Origin of the sequence: Aeromonas sp. 96A, assembly GCF_051919165.1 — a bacterium.
GTDB lineage: Bacteria > Pseudomonadota > Gammaproteobacteria > Enterobacterales > Aeromonadaceae > Aeromonas > Aeromonas veronii.
Map to the genome: position 1 here is coordinate 2,495,300 of NZ_JBQBFE010000001.1, position 15,886 is coordinate 2,511,185.

Here is a 15,886-nt window from a genome sequence, read left to right on the forward strand (position 1 = left end):
TCCGGCTCATGAGCTCGGCCAACAAACTGCCCGTGTGTCATCAGAGTACCTCCAGCAAGTCGCGTAGATAGGGGCGCCCGGCCAGTTGCTCCGGTGTCAGCTGCTCGTCACGCAGGGCGCAAAGCAGTTGGCGGTAATCCTGACCGCAGCGGCGCAGGGCGGCGGGATCCCTGAGCTTGTGAAAGGAGTGCAGCACAAAAGGCGGCAGCCAGTTCATGCCGCACAAGGTGGCAGCCTGCTGAAATGGCAGCAAAAAATCGAGCAGCGGTCGGCTGTTGTAACCCTCGCTGCAGTAGGACTCCGGCGCCCCGCCGGTGGTGATGGCGCTCAGCCACTGCTTGCCCTTGAGGGCGTGGGCTTCGGGGCCGTAGGCGTAGCCATACTCCAGTACCAGATCCATCCACTCTTTCATGATGGCCGGACAGGAGTACCAGTAAAACGGGTGCTGGAATACGATGATGTCGTGCTCACAGAGCAGCGCCTGCTCCCGCTTCACATCGATAAACATGTCGGGATAGTGCTGATAGAGGTCGTGAACCGTGACCCCCTCCAGCCCCTCAATCGCCTGCAACAGCTGCTTGTTGGCCCGCGAGCTCTGCAGCGCGGGATGGGAAAAAATAACCAGAATGCGTTTCATGACCACATCACCCGAACAAAGCCTTGCGGTGCAAGGCGAGGTAAACAGAAAAGGGGAGTCTGGGGAGCTGCATCGTAAAGGTGCACCGGAGAGCGACCTTATCAGGAAGCGCCATAGCCTGCCAACTCGGGGATCAGCTCCCGCAGCGCCGGATTGAGGGTCTGGTGAGCGGGATAGCAGAGCCCAATCCGGCGAAACATCCGCGGCCCGCTCACCGGCAGGGTACAGAGACCCGCCTCATCTTCCACCAGCCCGTCCGGCAGAAAACTGATGCCGACCCCCGCCAGCACCAGCGCCATCACCAGCCCCTTGCTCTCGGCCTTGGCCACCAGATTGAGGGTAAGGCGGTCACAGGCCAGCAGGCCGATAGTCTGCTGATGGGCTTCGCAGGGCGGGCACTCAATAAAATCATAATGTTGCAGCTCGGCGAGCTCGATCCTTTCGCGACTGGCAAGGGGATGGTCGACCGGTACACAGAGCACGTAATCCTCCTCCCACAGCGGCAGAAAGATCTCGTCCTCCCGGCGCAAGGCATCCAGCGTCAAGCGGCTGTCGGCGGGGGTGGCGTAGTCGGAAAGGGTGAGATCCAGCTGCGGCAACACGCGCTGTACTTGCTGCAGCAGCCCGGCCACCCGACGGCGACTCAAGTCCGGCATGATGGCGATATTGAGCCTCGCACGCGTCGCTTTCTGGCGAAACAGCTCCGGCAGACGGCGCGCCTCCTCCACCAGCTTGACTGCGTGAGGATAGAGATAGTGGGCCGGATCTTTCGCCACCACCCCTTTCTTGCCCCGGACAAACAGGCTGTCACCGAGCGCCTCTTCCAGCTGGCGCAGCCCCGCCGAGAGGGAGGGCTGGCTGACGTGGCAGCGCTCGGCCGCCGCCGTGATGTTCTTCTCTTCATAGATGGCGATGAAGAAACGCAGCAATCTCAAGTCCAGCATAAACCAACCATAGTTTTTTCAGATGATAACCAGCGGAAAACAATATTTATCACTTATAGATGCAGTGACTATAGTGATTGGGTTCCGTGCTGGCCAGCCACCTGTTTGCTCAAACCGACTCTTGAATCAGAAGGAAAGACCCATGTCCAAATCTCTCGTCGTGATCACCGGTGCCTCCGCCGGGATCGGTGCCGCCATCGCCCGTGCCTTCTCTGCCGCCGGTCATCCGCTGCTACTGCTGGCCCGCCGGGTCGAGCCGATGCAGGCACTGAACCTGCCCGATACCCTCTGCATCGGGGTCGATGTGACCGACACCGCCGCCATGAAAGCCGCCGTCCAGCAGGCAGAAGCCAAATTTGGCCCGGTCGGCTGCATGGTCAACAACGCCGGCGTCATGCTGCTGGGTCAGGCCGATGTGCAGGATCCCGCCGAATGGCAGCAGATGCTCAACATCAACGTGATGGGGGTGCTGAACGGCGTCCACGCAGTGCTGGCAGGCATGAAGGAGCGCCGCAGCGGCACCATCATCAACATCAGCTCCATCGCCGGTCGCAAGACCTTCCCGAACCATGCTGCCTACTGCGCCACCAAGTTCGCCGTGCACGCCCTGACCGAGAACATCCGGGAAGAGGTAGCCGATGTCGGCGTGCGGATGGTGACCATTGCACCGGGTGCGGTCGAGACCGAGCTGCTCAGCCACACCACTGACGAGAGCATCAAGGCCGGTTACCACGACTGGAAAGATCAGATGGGAGGCGTCATTGCGCCGGAAGTAATCGCCGATGCCGTGCTCTACGCCTGGAACCAGCCTGCCAACGTCTGCGTGCGCGAGATCGTGCTGGCGGCGACCCGTCAGCAACCTTAATCTTGGCTGACTGACACTATGGGGAGAGCTTGACCCTCCCCCGGGGCACAGGGTTACCATGTGCCCCTTGTTATTTTCGAGTCATTCCATGGTTCTCACCCGTCGCCAACTCGCTCACGCCCGTCGCTGGCTCCCCTTGTGGAGTCTGGTGCTGGTGTTGATGTCGTTTGGCAGCCGGGCCGCAACCGACCTCTGTACCCTGACTACCCACTGCAGCCAGAGCGAGCGCACCCTGGAAAAAGCGATGCCCTGCGGCAGCTTTACCACCGCCCTCTCGATGACGCTGGTAGGCAGCGACAGCCTGACGGTCGCCGTGCTGGAACCGGATACCCCCGACTTCGCCTCCCCCTCTCTCTTTATGCCGGACGCTCCGTGCGAGCGGCTCGAACGTCCCCCACGCACCCGGATCTGAAACGCATCCCGTATCGGGCATCTTTTCTTTCAATCTGAGGTGAGTGATGTACAAACCCCTGTTACTGGCCATGCTGGCCGGTACCGTCAGCTTTTCGGCCCTCGCGGCCGAGAAGATGACCGTCTACAAATCCAAATATTGTGGCTGCTGCCAAAGCTGGAACGAGCACATGGAGCAGAATGGCTTCGAACTGGAGGTCATCGAAACCGAACAGCTCGGCGCAGTGAAGCAGCAATACGGTATCGCGCCTGAACTAGCCTCTTGCCATACCGGTATCGTAAATGGCTATGTGATCGAGGGGCATGTACCGGCCGCCGATGTGCAGAAGCTGCTCAGGGAAAAACCGGCAATCCGTGGCCTGACCATTCCGGGCATGCCCCAGAGTGCGCCGGGCATGGATATTCCGGGCCATCCCTATGAGGTACTGAGTATCAGCAACGAGGGCGCGACCAACCGCTGGTCGAGCTACCCCGGCTGACGAAAACTGGCTATGAGAGGGCACTCCCATATCATGTGAGGCACACCTGAGCGGACTCTTGCCGCTCATGGCCAGAAAGAGGGCCGCTATCGCGAGATAGCGGCTTTTTATGATTACATTTCCTGCAATAACAAGGGATTGCTTGCAACCACCGGCAACAAGGGGCAGATTTAACGCCAATTCATGGAGCCGATGCTCAGGTCAACCAACCCTTTCCAGCGCCAAGGATGCGACATGTTTACCTTTTCCCGAGGAGTTCTGCTGCTAGCCTTTCTGACAGTTCTCCCCCCCACTTATGCCAATGAAGAGCCCGCCATGCTGACAAGCGAACATCCAATCCAGCCGCCCGTGGCCGCCAAACATCCCCGCACCCTGAAAAAACACGGGGATAGCCGCATCGACAACTACTACTGGCTGCGTGACGACCAGCGTCAGGCGCCGGAAGTATTGCAATACCTTGAGGCCGAGAACGCCTATACCGAAGCCATGCTCAAGCCGACCAAACCGCTGCGCGAGCAACTCTACAAGGAGATGGTGGCCCGCATCCCCCAGCAGGATGAGTCGGTACCCTATGTGAAGAACGGCTACCGCTACCAGACCCGCTATGAACCGGGCAAGGAGTACGCCATCTACTCCCGCACCAGGCTGGGAGAGGAGCAGGCGAGCCTGCTGCTCGACAGCAACCTGCGGGCTGAAGGGCACGAGTTCTATGCCCTCGGCGCCCTTGAGGTGAGCCGCAACAACCGCTGGTTGGCGGTGGCGGAAGATTTCCTCTCCCGTCGTCAGTACCAGATCCAGTTCCTCGATCTGGAGAGCGGCCAGTGGGCCACCGACAAGTTGGAAAATACCTCCGGCAATCTGGTGTGGGCCAACGACAACAAGACCGTCTTCTATGTGCGCAAGCACCCGCAGACCCTGCTTCCGTATCAGGTCTATCGCCATACGCTCGGGACGGATCCGGCCACGGACAAGCTGGTCTACGAGGAGAAGGATGACTCCTTCTACATCAGCCTCTACGCCACCACCTCGGAAGATTTCATCGTCATCGCCCTCTCCAGCACCACCACAGGCGAAGCGCGGCTGATCGATGCCAACCAACCGGAGCACGCCCCCCGCCTGTTCCTGCCCCGTCAGGTAGATCACGAATACAGCCTGGATCACTACCGCGGCCGCTTCTATGTGCGCTCCAACAAGGACGGCAAGAACTTCGGCCTCTACGAGACCAAAGAGAGCCCGGTCGATCGCTGGAAGGCGGTGATCGCCCCCAATCCGGACGTGCTGCTGGAGAGCTACGCCCTGTTCAAGGATTGGCTGGTTCTGGAAGAGCGCAACAAGGGGCTGACCCGACTGCGCCAGATCAACTGGCAGAGCGGTGACGAGAAGGAGATCGCCTTCGACGATCCCGCTTATGTCACTTGGCTTGCCTACAACCCGGAGCCGGATACCAGCGCCCTGCGCTATGGCTACTCCTCCATGACCACCCCCGCCTCCACCTATGAGCTGGATATGGCGAGCGGCAAGCGCACCCTGCTCAAGCAGCAGCCGGTGGCCGGCTTCAAGGCCGACCAGTACGCCAGCGAGCGGCTCTGGGTGACCGCCCGCGACGGCGTATCGGTGCCGGTGTCGCTGGTCTATCGCAAGGACAAGTTCAAGAAAGAGCAGGCTGATGAGCCCAAGAATCCGCTGCTGGTCTATGGCTATGGCTCCTACGGCGCCAGTATGGATCCCGACTTCAGCAGCTCGCGCCTGAGCCTGCTGGACAGAGGCTTCGTCTACGCCATCGCCCATATCCGGGGTGGTGAAGAGCTGGGCCGTCACTGGTACGAAGATGGCAAACTGCTGAAAAAGCAGAACACCTTCAATGACTTTATCGATGTCACCAAGGCGCTGGTTGAGCAAGGCTACGGTGCCAAAGATCAGGTCTACGCCATGGGCGGCAGCGCCGGTGGCCTGCTGATGGGGGCGGTCATCAATCAGGCGCCCGAACTCTATCGCGGCGTGGTGGCGCAGGTGCCGTTCGTCGATGTGGTTACCACCATGCTGGACGAGTCGATCCCCCTCACCACCGGGGAGTATGACGAGTGGGGCAACCCGAACCAGAAGCGCTACTACGACTACATGAAGAGCTACAGCCCCTACGATCAGGTGAAGGCGCAAGCCTATCCCAACCTGCTGGTCACCACCGGGCTGCACGACTCGCAAGTGCAGTATTGGGAGCCCGCCAAGTGGGTCGCCAAGCTGCGCGAACTGAAAACGGATGATAACAAGTTGTTACTGAACACCGACATGGACGCCGGCCACGGCGGCAAGTCGGGCCGCTTCAAAGCCTACGAGGATATCGCGCTGGAATACGCCTTTATCCTGGATCTGGCCACCCCGGCCAACTGATCCATTATGACCTCGGCCCTTGTCATTCAAGGGCCGCATAAGAATCCTCTCGTAGTTTTTCCCTCTTCCATTTCCCTTCATATCAAATTAATCTTCGGCTAGAAAATGAATGATCGAGGTCATGTTTCTCAAGATTTAACTCCGCTATTTTGCCATTTCGTTTGATTTATGTTGGGTGAATGTGCTTAATCGGAGTGCTTGCAACTTTTTATTTGGCCCCTCAGGGGCCAATTTATCTTCGACCGACAGGAGGTCGGTAGCCTCACCACAGGATGAGGGTGACTGCCGGAAAGGGGGTAATCAACTCCCCCGCTTTCGCGCAACGAGAAGAGCGGGCAAGCCCGGCGCAGAATGGGATTGCCATCAATTTATCCGGGGATCGGATAAACAAAATCAAAGAAAAGGGAGAAAAAATGAAAGGATTAACTTTGGCATGCGCCCTGTCGGCGGCTCTGGTCGGTGTTTCATTCGGTGGTCCGGTACAAGCGCAGGAGCGCTTCGTGACCATAGGCACCGGCGGTCAGACCGGCGTCTACTATGTCGCTGGCCAGTCCATCTGCCGCTTCCTCAATCGCGGCGCCGCCGATCACCAGATCAAGTGCAACGCCCCGGCCAGTGGCGGTGGTGTTGCCAACGTCAACGGCATCCGCAGCGGTGAATTCAACTTCGGCATCATGCAATCCGACCACCAGTTCAAGGCGATGAAGGGGCTGCCACCGTTCCAGGCCGAAGGGGCCATGGACGATATGCGCGCCGTCTTCTCCCTGCAGAGCGAGGTGTTCACCATCCTGGCTCGCCGCGATGCCAAGATCGCCAGCTTTGACGACCTGAAAGGCAAGCGCGTCAACATCGGCAACCCGGGCTCCGGCCAGCGTGACACCATGGAAGAGATCATGGCGGTCAAAGGCTGGAAGAAGGGTGACTTCGGTCTGGTCTCCGAGCTGAAACCGGCCGAACAGGCCTCCGCCCTCGGTGACAACAACATCGACGCCATGAGCTACTTCGTCGGTCACCCGAACGGTGCCATTCAGGAAGCCTCCACCACCACAGATGCAGTACTGGTACCTGTGACCGGCGCCGACATCGACAAGCTGCTGGCCGAGAAGAGCTACTACAGCAAGGCCGAGATCCCGGGCGGCATCTACAAGGGCAGCGACAAGCCGACCCCCTCCATCGGTGGCAAAGCGGTGCTCTCCACCAGCGCTAAAACCGATCCAGAAGTGGTCTATCAGCTGGTCAAGTCGGTGTTCGACAACCTGGATCGCTTCAAGCGCCTGCACCCTGCCTTTGCCGACCTGAAAGAGGCCGACATGATCAAGGTGGGTCTCTCTGCACCGCTGCATGAAGGGGCTGCCCGCTACTACAAAGAGCGCGGCTGGCTCTGATTGAAGGCCCCGGGGCCTTTGTCACTCTCTTCGACACCCGTCCGCCGCCTGATTGCGGGGGCGGGTGTCGCTCTTGTTGTACTCGTTGGCACAAGTTAACCCTATGCAAGATAAACAACTCTCTACCGAGGAACTGATCGCCCAGGATGTGGGCGCTCGCCTGCCGCTGGGCCCGCTGGGCTGGATCATCACCACGCTGGCGCTGGCCTGGTCCCTGTTCCAGCTCTGGATCGCCTCGCCACTCCCCTTCATGGTGGGGTTTGGCGTACTCAATGACACCGAAACCCGCTCCATTCACCTCACCTTTGCCCTGTTGCTCGCTTTTCTGGTGTTCCCGGCATTTCGCTCCTCGCCGCGGGATCGGGTTCCCCTCGGCGATATCGCCCTCGGTCTGATCGCTGCTGGCGCCGCGTCTTACCTGTTCGTGATGTATGAAGCGCTGGCACTGCGTCCTGGCACCCTCACCACCGCCGATCTGGTGACCGCCTGCATCGGCATTCCGCTGCTGCTGGAAGCGGCGCGCCGCGCCCTGGGGCCAGCACTGGCGGTCATCGCCATCGTCTTTCTGATCTACAGCCTGGCGGGCCCCTGGATGCCGGGACTGCTGGCACATCGCGGGGTAGGTTTCACCGCGCTGGCCAACCACCAGTGGATCACCACCGAAGGGGTGTTCGGCATTGCCCTTGGCGTCTCCACCAGCTTCGTGTTCCTGTTCGTGCTGTTTGGCGCCCTGCTGGAGCGTGCCGGTGCCGGTCACTACTTTATCCAACTCGCCTTCAGCCTGCTCGGTCACCTACGCGGCGGCCCGGCCAAGGCGGCAGTGGTCGCCTCCGGCCTGACCGGTCTGATTTCCGGCTCGTCGATTGCCAACGTGGTGACCACCGGTACTTTCACCATCCCGATGATGAAGAAGGTGGGCTTCAGTTCAGAGAAAGCGGGGGCGGTGGAAGTAGCCTCCTCGGTCAACGGCCAGATCATGCCACCTGTGATGGGGGCTGCGGCTTTCCTGATGGTCGAATACGTGGGCATCCCCTATGTGGAGATCATCAAGCACGCCTTCCTGCCTGCCACCATCTCCTACATAGCGCTGCTCTACATCGTCCATCTGGAGGCGCTGAAACTGGGCATGCAGCCCATCGGCAACCATCAACCCAAACCCTGGCTGCGCCGCCTGACCGGTTTTGCCTTTGGCGCAGCCCTCATCAGCGGCCTGTCACTGGCGGTCTACTATGGCCTCGGCTGGCTCAAACCTGCACTGGGTGACTACGCTCTGCCGGGGATCTCGGTACTGCTGGCTGTCACCTATGTGGCTCTGTTGAAGATCGCCGCCAGCAATGAACCGCTGCCTGCCGAAGATCCCGACAAGCCGCTCACCGAGCTGCCCAACACCCGCGCCGTGCTGCTCTCCGGCCTGCACTTCCTGCTACCGGTGGTGGTACTGGTATGGTGCCTGATGGTGGAACGCCTCTCGCCGGGGCTGTCGGCCTTCTGGGGTACCGTGATGCTGGTGATCATCCTGCTGACCCAGCGCCCGCTGCTCAACTGGCTGCGCAAGGACGGCAAGCACGACTACGGCACCGTCGCTGATGGCGTGGTGGATCTGCGGGAAGGGCTGGTTGCCGGTGCCCGCAACATGATCGGTATCGGCATTGCCACCGCCACCGCGGGGATTATCGTGGGTGCGGTCTCCCAGACCGGGGTTGGTCTGGTGCTGGCGGATCTGGTGGAGTTCCTCTCCATGGGTAACCTGCTGCTGATGCTGCTGCTCACCGCCCTGCTGAGCCTGATCCTCGGCATGGGGCTGCCGACCACTGCCAACTACATCGTGGTCTCCAGCCTGCTGGCGCCAGTGGTGGTGACGCTGGGGCAGCAAAACGGGCTGATCGTGCCGCTGATCGCGGTGCACCTGTTCGTCTTCTACTTCGGCATCATGGCGGATGTGACGCCGCCGGTGGGGCTGGCCTCCTTCGCGGCAGCGGCTGTCTCCAAGGGCGATCCCATCAAGACCGGGATCACCGCCTTCTACTACAGCCTGCGTACCGCAGCGCTGCCGTTCCTGTTTATCTTCAACACCGATCTGCTGCTGATCGACGTGGACTTCGCCCACGGGGTGCTGATCTTCATCGTGGCGACCATCGCCATGCTGATCTTCGCCGCCGCCACTCAGGGCTGGTTCCTGGTAAAGAGCCGCTGGTACGAGAGCGTGCTGCTGCTGCTGGTCGCCTTTACCCTGTTCCGCCCGGGTTTCTGGATGGACATGGTGCACGACCCCTATCGCGAGACCCCGCCTGCCCAGCTGGCCCAAACCATGGGTGAAGTGGAGGCGGAGAGCACCCTGCGGCTGCGGATCCTCGGTGAAGATGCAGTGGGCAAGCCACGCAAGTTCACCCTGCTGGTCGCCGTACCGGATGGGGCAAATGGCGAAGAGCGGCTGGCCAATCTGGGGCTGAGCCTCTATGAGCAGGATGGCAAGACGCTGATCGACAACGTCGCCTTTGGCAGCCCGGCCGCCACCATGGGACTGGAGTTCGATCAGGAGATCCTCACCGTCAAGGCGCCGACCGAGCGCTGGACCAAGGAGTGGATGTGGATCCCGGGCTTCCTGCTGTTCGGGGCGATCGTCTGGCTGCAGCGTCGCCGCAGCGTCAAGGCCGGTTAATCCACCGGGCAGATGAGACAGAGGGCCGCTATTGCGGCCCTCTTTTTATTGCCTTGCCCTCTGCGGCTCTTGCGATGAGCAACAATCATGGAAAAAGATAAACGGTGGCGAGCGGCCAAAAAAGTGGGGTGACATGTCCATGTCACCCCCTCGCAAATAGCATGTTCCATATTGGAGTCCGGCCACGCCGGGTCTCTGTTTCACTTCACGATAGTTCGCGACCCATCTGAAGTGCGCGCCAATTGCAGCGATGCAACTGGCCAGCTACCCGTTACAACCTTCGTCCACACGGCAGACAAGCCGCCGTGTTTGTCCTTGCAACTGAAATATTACGCATAAAAACAAAATAAAAAACGTTTTTATGCTAATTCCATTCACATCAGAGTACAAAAAACAGCCTTATCATCACCGCTAAATTGTTATAAAACAGCAAGATAGATTCATGCATGGTTATTCACCCGCAGAGGGCATCAGCAATGGCTTACAAGGCTTTGCGAGATCTCGCACAAAAAAAGGCCGCCTCACAGCCAGCGGCGCAGCGGCAACCAGTCGCTCAGGCGGGCTATCAGTCGCCTTGAGCACCCCTCGGGTTTGCGCGGCAATCCACCCGCCTGCTCCTGCCAGCGAGCCAGCCACGTTCGCAGCGCCTCGCAGATCGGCGGGCAGTGCAGATGCAGCATCAGCTCGGTATTGAGAAAGAACGAGCGGGGATCGAGGTTGAGGCTGCCAAACAGCGCCCGCTCCTCCCCCAGCAGGATCAGCTTGGCGTGCAGGCTGCCGTGGCCGTGATCAAACTCGGCGACCCGGATCCCGCGGCGCAGCAACCAGCCGAGATAACGCTGATAGGCGCCATAGACCAGCGGCACATCGGTGCTGGCCAGCGAGTTGGTGAGAATGTCGATGGCGACCCCCTGCTGGCGCAGCCGTGCCAGGCGGTGCCGGAACCCGCGGGTCAGGATGAGGTAAGGGGTCACCAACCCCAGCGAGCCGGGATTGTCAGCCAGCTGGCGCCACAGTTGACGGGCGGTGGTGGGACGGGAGATTAGCCCCTTGCCGGGACGGTCGAACCACACCTCGGCCCGCCCCTCATGCCATTGCAGCGGCAAATCGCGCTCGTCAAACAGCGCTGCGGGCAGATCGTAGACCGTCGCTACCGCCGGATCCGTCATGGTGAACAGGAAGTCGTTGACCACCTCTATTTCAGCGGGCAGCAGCTCGCGGCGCAGCAGATGGCGGATGGGGTGACTCCAGCGGCTGTGCCAGAACTGCTCGAACCCCTGCGCCATCTGCTGGCACAGTCCCCCCTGACAGGCGAGATCGAGATCCACGAAGGGAGCCTGCGGATCCAGACCGAAGTAACGATCGCCGATGTTGCGCCCGCCGATCAGCGCCAGCTTGCCATCCACCAGCAGCAGCTTGTTGTGCATCCGGTGGTTGATGCGGCGAAAGCTGAGCAACCCCTCCAGCAGCAGTGCCAGAGGGCGCCAGCCCCGCAGCCAGAAGGGGTTGAACAGCCGCACCTCAATCCCCGGGTAGTGAGCCACCATCTCCAGAAAGCGGTTGTCACCGGCATAGAGATCATCCACCAGCAGCTGCACCTTGACACCACGCCGGGCGGCGTGAAGCAGCTCGCTCAGAAGCAGCTTGCCGCTGCTGTCCTCCTCCCAGCTGTAGTACTGCGCCTGGATCCGCTCGCGGGCATGACGGATCCAGTGGCAGCGCACCTTGAGCGCCAGCAGGGGATCGTCGATCAGGGCAAAGGATCCGGGGATCATGATGTCATCCTGCTGTCATGGCCGGGTGTCATAACGCTGGCGAGCCTCTTCACATATTCAAAAGGAGTTGCTGATGGAACTGCATGATACCCCGATGTTGCGCTATCTGGGCCAGCTCAGCCAGCCAGATCTCATCCCGGCCACCGGCCCCGCCCACTGGTTTTTGCAACACAGGGACGGTGGCTGGCAATTGCCGACCGTGCAGGCGACCCTGCCGGTCAACCGGCTCAGGGCTGAGCCGCTTCGATAGCGGCAGCCTTGCCCTCGATCTGGGGCAGGCTGAAACGATAGGCCACGTAGTACTTGTAGATGGTGCCGACATAGTTGATCGGCCCCTGTCCGACTTCGTTGGCCACCAGCTGATCCACGTTGCCGAACCAGACGTTGGGATCGAGCCCCAGCTTCTCCGCCTTGCCTCGCAGCGCCTGCACCCGGTTCGGCCCGGCGTTGTAGGCGGCGAGGGCAAACAGGTGGCGGTTGAGCCGATCCAGCTTGGGATCATTGAAGTAGGTATCGAGGATCAACCGCATGTAGCGGCAGGCGGCCTCCACATTGCCCTCCAGCGTGGTGAGTCTGGCGCCGTTGATGCCGACTTCCCGCCCTGTGCTGGGCAGCAGCTGCATGAGGCCCACGGCCCCCTTGGGCGAGCGCGCCTTGGGATTGAGGCCGGACTCCTTGTAGCCGAGCGCCGCCAGCATCAGCCAGTCGAGATCATATTGATTGGCGTACTTCTCCAGCACCTTGCGAATGGTCGCGAGGCGCCCCATGGGATCCGGCGCCAGGATATTGCTCATCTGATCGCTGCGAACCAGCAACCGGCGCAGGGTCATGTCACTGTAAAGGCTGTTGCGGCTGACACTCGCCAGATAACCATTAACCGCCTTGAGCAGCTCGGGGCTGTTCTTGCGCAGCGCCCAGGCACTGGTACCGTTGCTGCGCAGGGGGATCAGCTTGTGGGCCTTGAGGCCGGAGATCATGCCACCCAGCCAGATCCGCCCCTTGTAGCTGTCAGTCACCGTCAGGGGAATAATGCCAGCGGCCACCATCTCCAGCAGATCGCCATCCTGTAGATATTCGGGCACCGTTTCGATATAGACGGGGGGCAGCCCCAGCTCGCGAAACAGCCAGTTGAGCTGGCGCAGACTCTCGTAGTAGCTGGAGCTGGCCCGCACCCAGACCCGCCTGCCGGAGAGCTGGGTAATACGGCTGAAGGCGGGCAGGCTCTGCTGGCTCACCACCCACTCCTCTATGGATGAAATGAGCGGCCGGGAGAAGGCCACCTGTTCACGCCGGGTCGGGGTCACCGTCATGGTTGCCGCCACCAGATCGCCACGCCCCTCGGTCAGATAGTCCAGCAGCTTGTCCTGACGCACCGGGATGTAGACCACCTTGAGTTTGACCTTCTCTTTGGCGAGATAGGTCTTGTTCAGCCAGCGCTCGAACCCTTGCAGCTGATTGACCAGAATACCGTACTGGGCGCCGCGATCGAGAAAGTAGAAGCCGCGCTCATAGACCACCAGAGCCCTGAGTTCGCGCTTTTGCAGAATGCTTTCGAGGTCCCCGGGTTGGGGCAGACGCTGTGGCTTGAGTTCAGCCGCGAGCAGGGGAAAACAGCAGAGGGCCAGCAGCGCCCAGATCCAGCGTCGCATCACGATGGCTGCCCCTGTGCTGAGGTCACGCCTGCTGCCTGTTGGCAGCACGGATCACGATAGAGGGTGGGATTGGGGGCAGAGATCCATCGCTGCGTCATGATGTTTGCGCCTTCTGTTGGCCGACTCGCGCCGGGCAAAAACGTCTGTGGGATAGAGTAACTATAGAACGCCGACCCACAGCAGAAGGGTCAACACGGCAGGCAAACCTGCCGCGTTATCAGACAACTCAGATAGAGCGAGCCCGCATTTCGAAAATCAGTTTTTCGGCGGTGCAGGTGAATTGCAGGCGGGCTTTCAGGATCACGCCATTGGCGCCCTGAGTCAGTTCGCTGCTCACTTGAGCTTCAGCAGTGACCTGTTTGGCCAGAGCTTCATAGGCAGCCAGCTTGGCACGGGCATCAGCCTCGGCAGCGGCTTCAATCACCAGATCCATCACATCGTCGCCTTCGCCGATGATGGTGCCGATCTCGGCAAAACAGCCACAGCTGTCACAGGTTTCGTTCAGTTCAACTTTCTCGTCTACAGACATTTTCTACTCCTACTGCTTATTTCGGATGATTTGCGTCGTCACGCATCGCCTTGCGAAAATCTTTGATGGCGGTACCCAGATCCTCACCTGCACTGGCAAGACGCTTGCTGCCGAAGACCAGCACAACGACCAGCAAGAGGATCAGCATATGCCAGATATGAATTCCACCGAGTCCCATAGGGATACTCCCTCACAAAGAGATATCTGTTACTTGTATCAAAATAGAGCGCAGGGATTGTTGGGCAAAATCAAGGCAGGTGCAAGTGAGCAAATAAATCATAGCCAAAAAATAGGGCGACCCTGAGGTCGCCATATTGATTGTGCTACATGTCCCCTCAACCGCTACATCCTGTACCAGTGGTTCATGCGAACCTGAGACCATTCGAGGATAAGATCGCCAAGATATGAAAACAAATGGTATAAATTCATCTTAGAATTGAAGAGGATTCATATCATGCTGCTGGAACAACTGGGTCGTATCGACCTCAATTTGCTGATTATCCTGCAGGTACTGCTGGAGGAGCGCAACGGCAGCAAGGCGGCACGCCGCCTTCATCTAAGCCAGTCCGCCGTCAGCAAAGCCCTCGGCCGTCTGCGCGATACCTTCAATGATCCCCTCTTCATCCGCTCTGCCTACGGGCTGGAACCCACCGGCCGTGCCCTTGCACTGCAGCAGCAGTTGCAACCCATCCTGCTGTCGCTGGATAACCTGATCCAGCCGCCCGAGTTCGACCCCGCCAGCTCGGAGCGAGAGTTCGTCATCGCCAGCATGGACAGCGCCTTTACCCTGTTTGCCCCGCTCTACCTGAGCGAGCTGAAGCGGCAGGCACCACGGATCCGCTTGCGTTACGAGGAGTGGACCGAGAACAGTCTGACCGAGATGAGTCAGGGACAGGTGGACATCGCCTTCGCGGTGCGAGAGAACTGCATCAGCTCCGATTATCGGCTCGATACCCTGCCCGACAGCATCTGTCAGCGAGTGCTGGCGGTCGATGATCTCACCTGTCTGGTGCAGCAGCACCACCCCGCGCTACGGGAGCCCAACTGGAATCTGGAGCACTACCTCAGCTATCCCCATGTGCAGACTTACTGCGAGGGGCGGGACCGCTGGATGCTGGATCACAAGTTGGCAGAGCAGGATCTCTACCGGCGTATCGAGGCAACCGTGCCCTCCTTCGAGGCGGCGCTGCGGATGGGGATGCACTCCGACATGATAGTGACCCTCTCCCGGCTCTACGCCCGCCACGCTACCCAGGTCTATCCGCTGTTACAGCTGCCGCTGCCCATCGGGTTGGACAGCATCTCCCATCTGCTCATCTGGCATCAGCGTCACAGCGAGGATCCGGGCCACCGCTGGCTGCGAGAATTGCTGCTCTCCCTCATCATGAGCAAACTGGAACCCGCTGCGACCACTCACGGGTGACCGCCCCCCCTTCTCGGCGGCACAAAAAACGGGGCTCTGCGTAGCCCCGTTTCATTCACTTCAAGATGTAAACCGCTCAGCCCTGACCGGTCACCGCCAGATAGTGATGTACCCCGTCCAGCAACATCTGGACCGAGATCATCACCAGCAGCATACCCATCAACCGCTCCACCGCAGTGAGCCCCCGCTCACCCAGCAGCTTGTTGAATACCTCGTAGAACATCAGGATCACCGCGCTGGCAGCCCAGGCCAGAAAGAGTGCCAGCGACCAGTCCACCATCCGGGTCGGCTCCTGATTGGCCAGCAGCATCAAGGAGGCGAGGATCGAGGGGCCGGCAATCATCGGGATCGCCATCGGCACCAGGAAGGGCTCCTCGCCCGCCGCCAGCCCGGTCACGCCCCCTTCACTCGGGAAGATCATCTTGATGGCGATCAGGAACAGGATAATGCCCCCCGCAATGCTGACCGCCTCCTGCCGCAGGTTGAGGAAGCCGAGGATCTGCTGACCGACGAACAAGAACAGCATCATGATGGCCAGCGAGAAGAGCAGCTCGCGCACCATCACCTTGCGACGTCGCTTGGGATCGATATGACGCAGGATAGAGAGGAAGACCGGCAGGTTGCCCAGCGGGTCCATGATCAGAAACAGCATGACTGCGGCAGAGAAAGTATCCATACAACGCCCGGGCTATGCCCTGAATAGGGAAAAGAGAGGGGGCGAAATATAGCAAAGGGCGAA

Annotated in this window: 15 protein-coding genes; 8 read left to right on the plus strand and 7 right to left on the minus strand. The window is 60.2% G+C overall.

The window, feature by feature from the left end:
- Window positions 1–40: 40 nt before the first annotated feature.
- Both kefF and ACTG2W_RS11405 read right to left on the minus strand, forming a co-directional pair.
- Window positions 41–637 carry a glutathione-regulated potassium-efflux system oxidoreductase KefF gene (gene kefF / locus ACTG2W_RS11400; protein ID WP_440016221.1) on the minus strand — a complete coding sequence of 199 codons (597 nt, stop codon included), beginning with the start codon at window positions 635–637 and terminating at the stop codon, window positions 41–43.
- 101 nt (window positions 638–738) lie between these two features.
- The gene (locus ACTG2W_RS11405; protein ID WP_440016223.1) at window positions 739–1,581 is read right to left on the minus strand and encodes a LysR family transcriptional regulator; all 843 of its coding nucleotides are present in this window, start codon (window positions 1,579–1,581) and stop codon (window positions 739–741) included.
- A gap of 142 nt (window positions 1,582–1,723) precedes the next feature.
- Between ACTG2W_RS11405 and ACTG2W_RS11410 the strand changes: the two genes are divergently transcribed.
- The 6 genes from ACTG2W_RS11410 to ACTG2W_RS11435 all read left to right on the plus strand — a co-directional run bounded on the left by ACTG2W_RS11410 (window position 1,724) and on the right by ACTG2W_RS11435 (window position 9,768).
- Window positions 1,724–2,446 (plus strand): SDR family oxidoreductase, encoded by a 723-nt coding sequence (locus ACTG2W_RS11410; protein WP_005348556.1) that lies wholly within the window; start codon window positions 1,724–1,726, stop codon window positions 2,444–2,446.
- 88 nt (window positions 2,447–2,534) lie between these two features.
- Window positions 2,535–2,858: a hypothetical protein gene (locus ACTG2W_RS11415; RefSeq protein ID WP_005339955.1), complete on the plus strand. Its 324-nt coding sequence runs from the start codon at window positions 2,535–2,537 to the stop codon at window positions 2,856–2,858.
- A gap of 46 nt (window positions 2,859–2,904) precedes the next feature.
- Entirely contained in the window at window positions 2,905–3,336 is a 432-nt protein-coding gene (locus ACTG2W_RS11420; protein WP_005339953.1) for a DUF411 domain-containing protein, read from the plus strand.
- Between the two features lie 234 nt (window positions 3,337–3,570).
- Window positions 3,571–5,724, plus strand: coding sequence for a S9 family peptidase (locus ACTG2W_RS11425; RefSeq protein ID WP_440016224.1), 2,154 nt, complete (start codon window positions 3,571–3,573; stop codon window positions 5,722–5,724).
- Window positions 5,725–6,137: 413 nt separating this feature from the next.
- Window positions 6,138–7,109, plus strand: a complete 972-nt coding sequence (locus tag ACTG2W_RS11430; protein ID WP_005339950.1) for a TAXI family TRAP transporter solute-binding subunit — start codon at window positions 6,138–6,140, stop codon at window positions 7,107–7,109.
- Between the two features lie 103 nt (window positions 7,110–7,212).
- Window positions 7,213–9,768, plus strand: coding sequence for a TRAP transporter permease (locus ACTG2W_RS11435; protein ID WP_106844117.1), 2,556 nt, complete (start codon window positions 7,213–7,215; stop codon window positions 9,766–9,768).
- A gap of 521 nt (window positions 9,769–10,289) precedes the next feature.
- Here ACTG2W_RS11435 and ACTG2W_RS11440 read toward each other — a convergent pair.
- On the minus strand, window positions 10,290–11,543 hold the full coding sequence (locus ACTG2W_RS11440) for a phospholipase D-like domain-containing protein (protein ID WP_106844116.1): 1,254 nt from the start codon (window positions 11,541–11,543) through the stop codon (window positions 10,290–10,292).
- A gap of 73 nt (window positions 11,544–11,616) precedes the next feature.
- Between ACTG2W_RS11440 and ACTG2W_RS11445 the strand changes: the two genes are divergently transcribed.
- Entirely contained in the window at window positions 11,617–11,793 is a 177-nt protein-coding gene (locus tag ACTG2W_RS11445) for a hypothetical protein (protein WP_005339947.1), read from the plus strand.
- Here ACTG2W_RS11445 and ACTG2W_RS11450 read toward each other — a convergent pair.
- From ACTG2W_RS11450 to tatA, 3 genes are all read right to left on the minus strand, one after another.
- On the minus strand, window positions 11,771–13,192 hold the full coding sequence (locus ACTG2W_RS11450; RefSeq protein ID WP_021231555.1) for a lytic transglycosylase F: 1,422 nt from the start codon (window positions 13,190–13,192) through the stop codon (window positions 11,771–11,773). The genes ACTG2W_RS11445 and ACTG2W_RS11450 overlap by 23 nt on opposite strands.
- A 229-nt stretch (window positions 13,193–13,421) precedes the next feature.
- On the minus strand, window positions 13,422–13,724 hold the full coding sequence (locus ACTG2W_RS11455) for a YfcZ/YiiS family protein (RefSeq protein WP_005339945.1): 303 nt from the start codon (window positions 13,722–13,724) through the stop codon (window positions 13,422–13,424).
- A gap of 16 nt (window positions 13,725–13,740) precedes the next feature.
- On the minus strand, window positions 13,741–13,902 hold the full coding sequence (gene tatA, locus ACTG2W_RS11460) for a twin-arginine translocase TatA/TatE family subunit (protein WP_005339944.1): 162 nt from the start codon (window positions 13,900–13,902) through the stop codon (window positions 13,741–13,743).
- Window positions 13,903–14,178: 276 nt separating this feature from the next.
- On the opposite strand from tatA, the gene ACTG2W_RS11465 reads away from it, so the two are divergent.
- Entirely contained in the window at window positions 14,179–15,147 is a 969-nt protein-coding gene (locus ACTG2W_RS11465; protein ID WP_005357635.1) for a LysR family transcriptional regulator, read from the plus strand.
- Window positions 15,148–15,223: 76 nt separating this feature from the next.
- On the opposite strand, the gene ACTG2W_RS11470 is transcribed toward ACTG2W_RS11465, so the two are convergent.
- Window positions 15,224–15,823 (minus strand): YhgN family NAAT transporter, encoded by a 600-nt coding sequence (locus ACTG2W_RS11470; RefSeq protein WP_013724175.1) that lies wholly within the window; start codon window positions 15,821–15,823, stop codon window positions 15,224–15,226.
- Window positions 15,824–15,886: the final 63 nt, after the last annotated feature.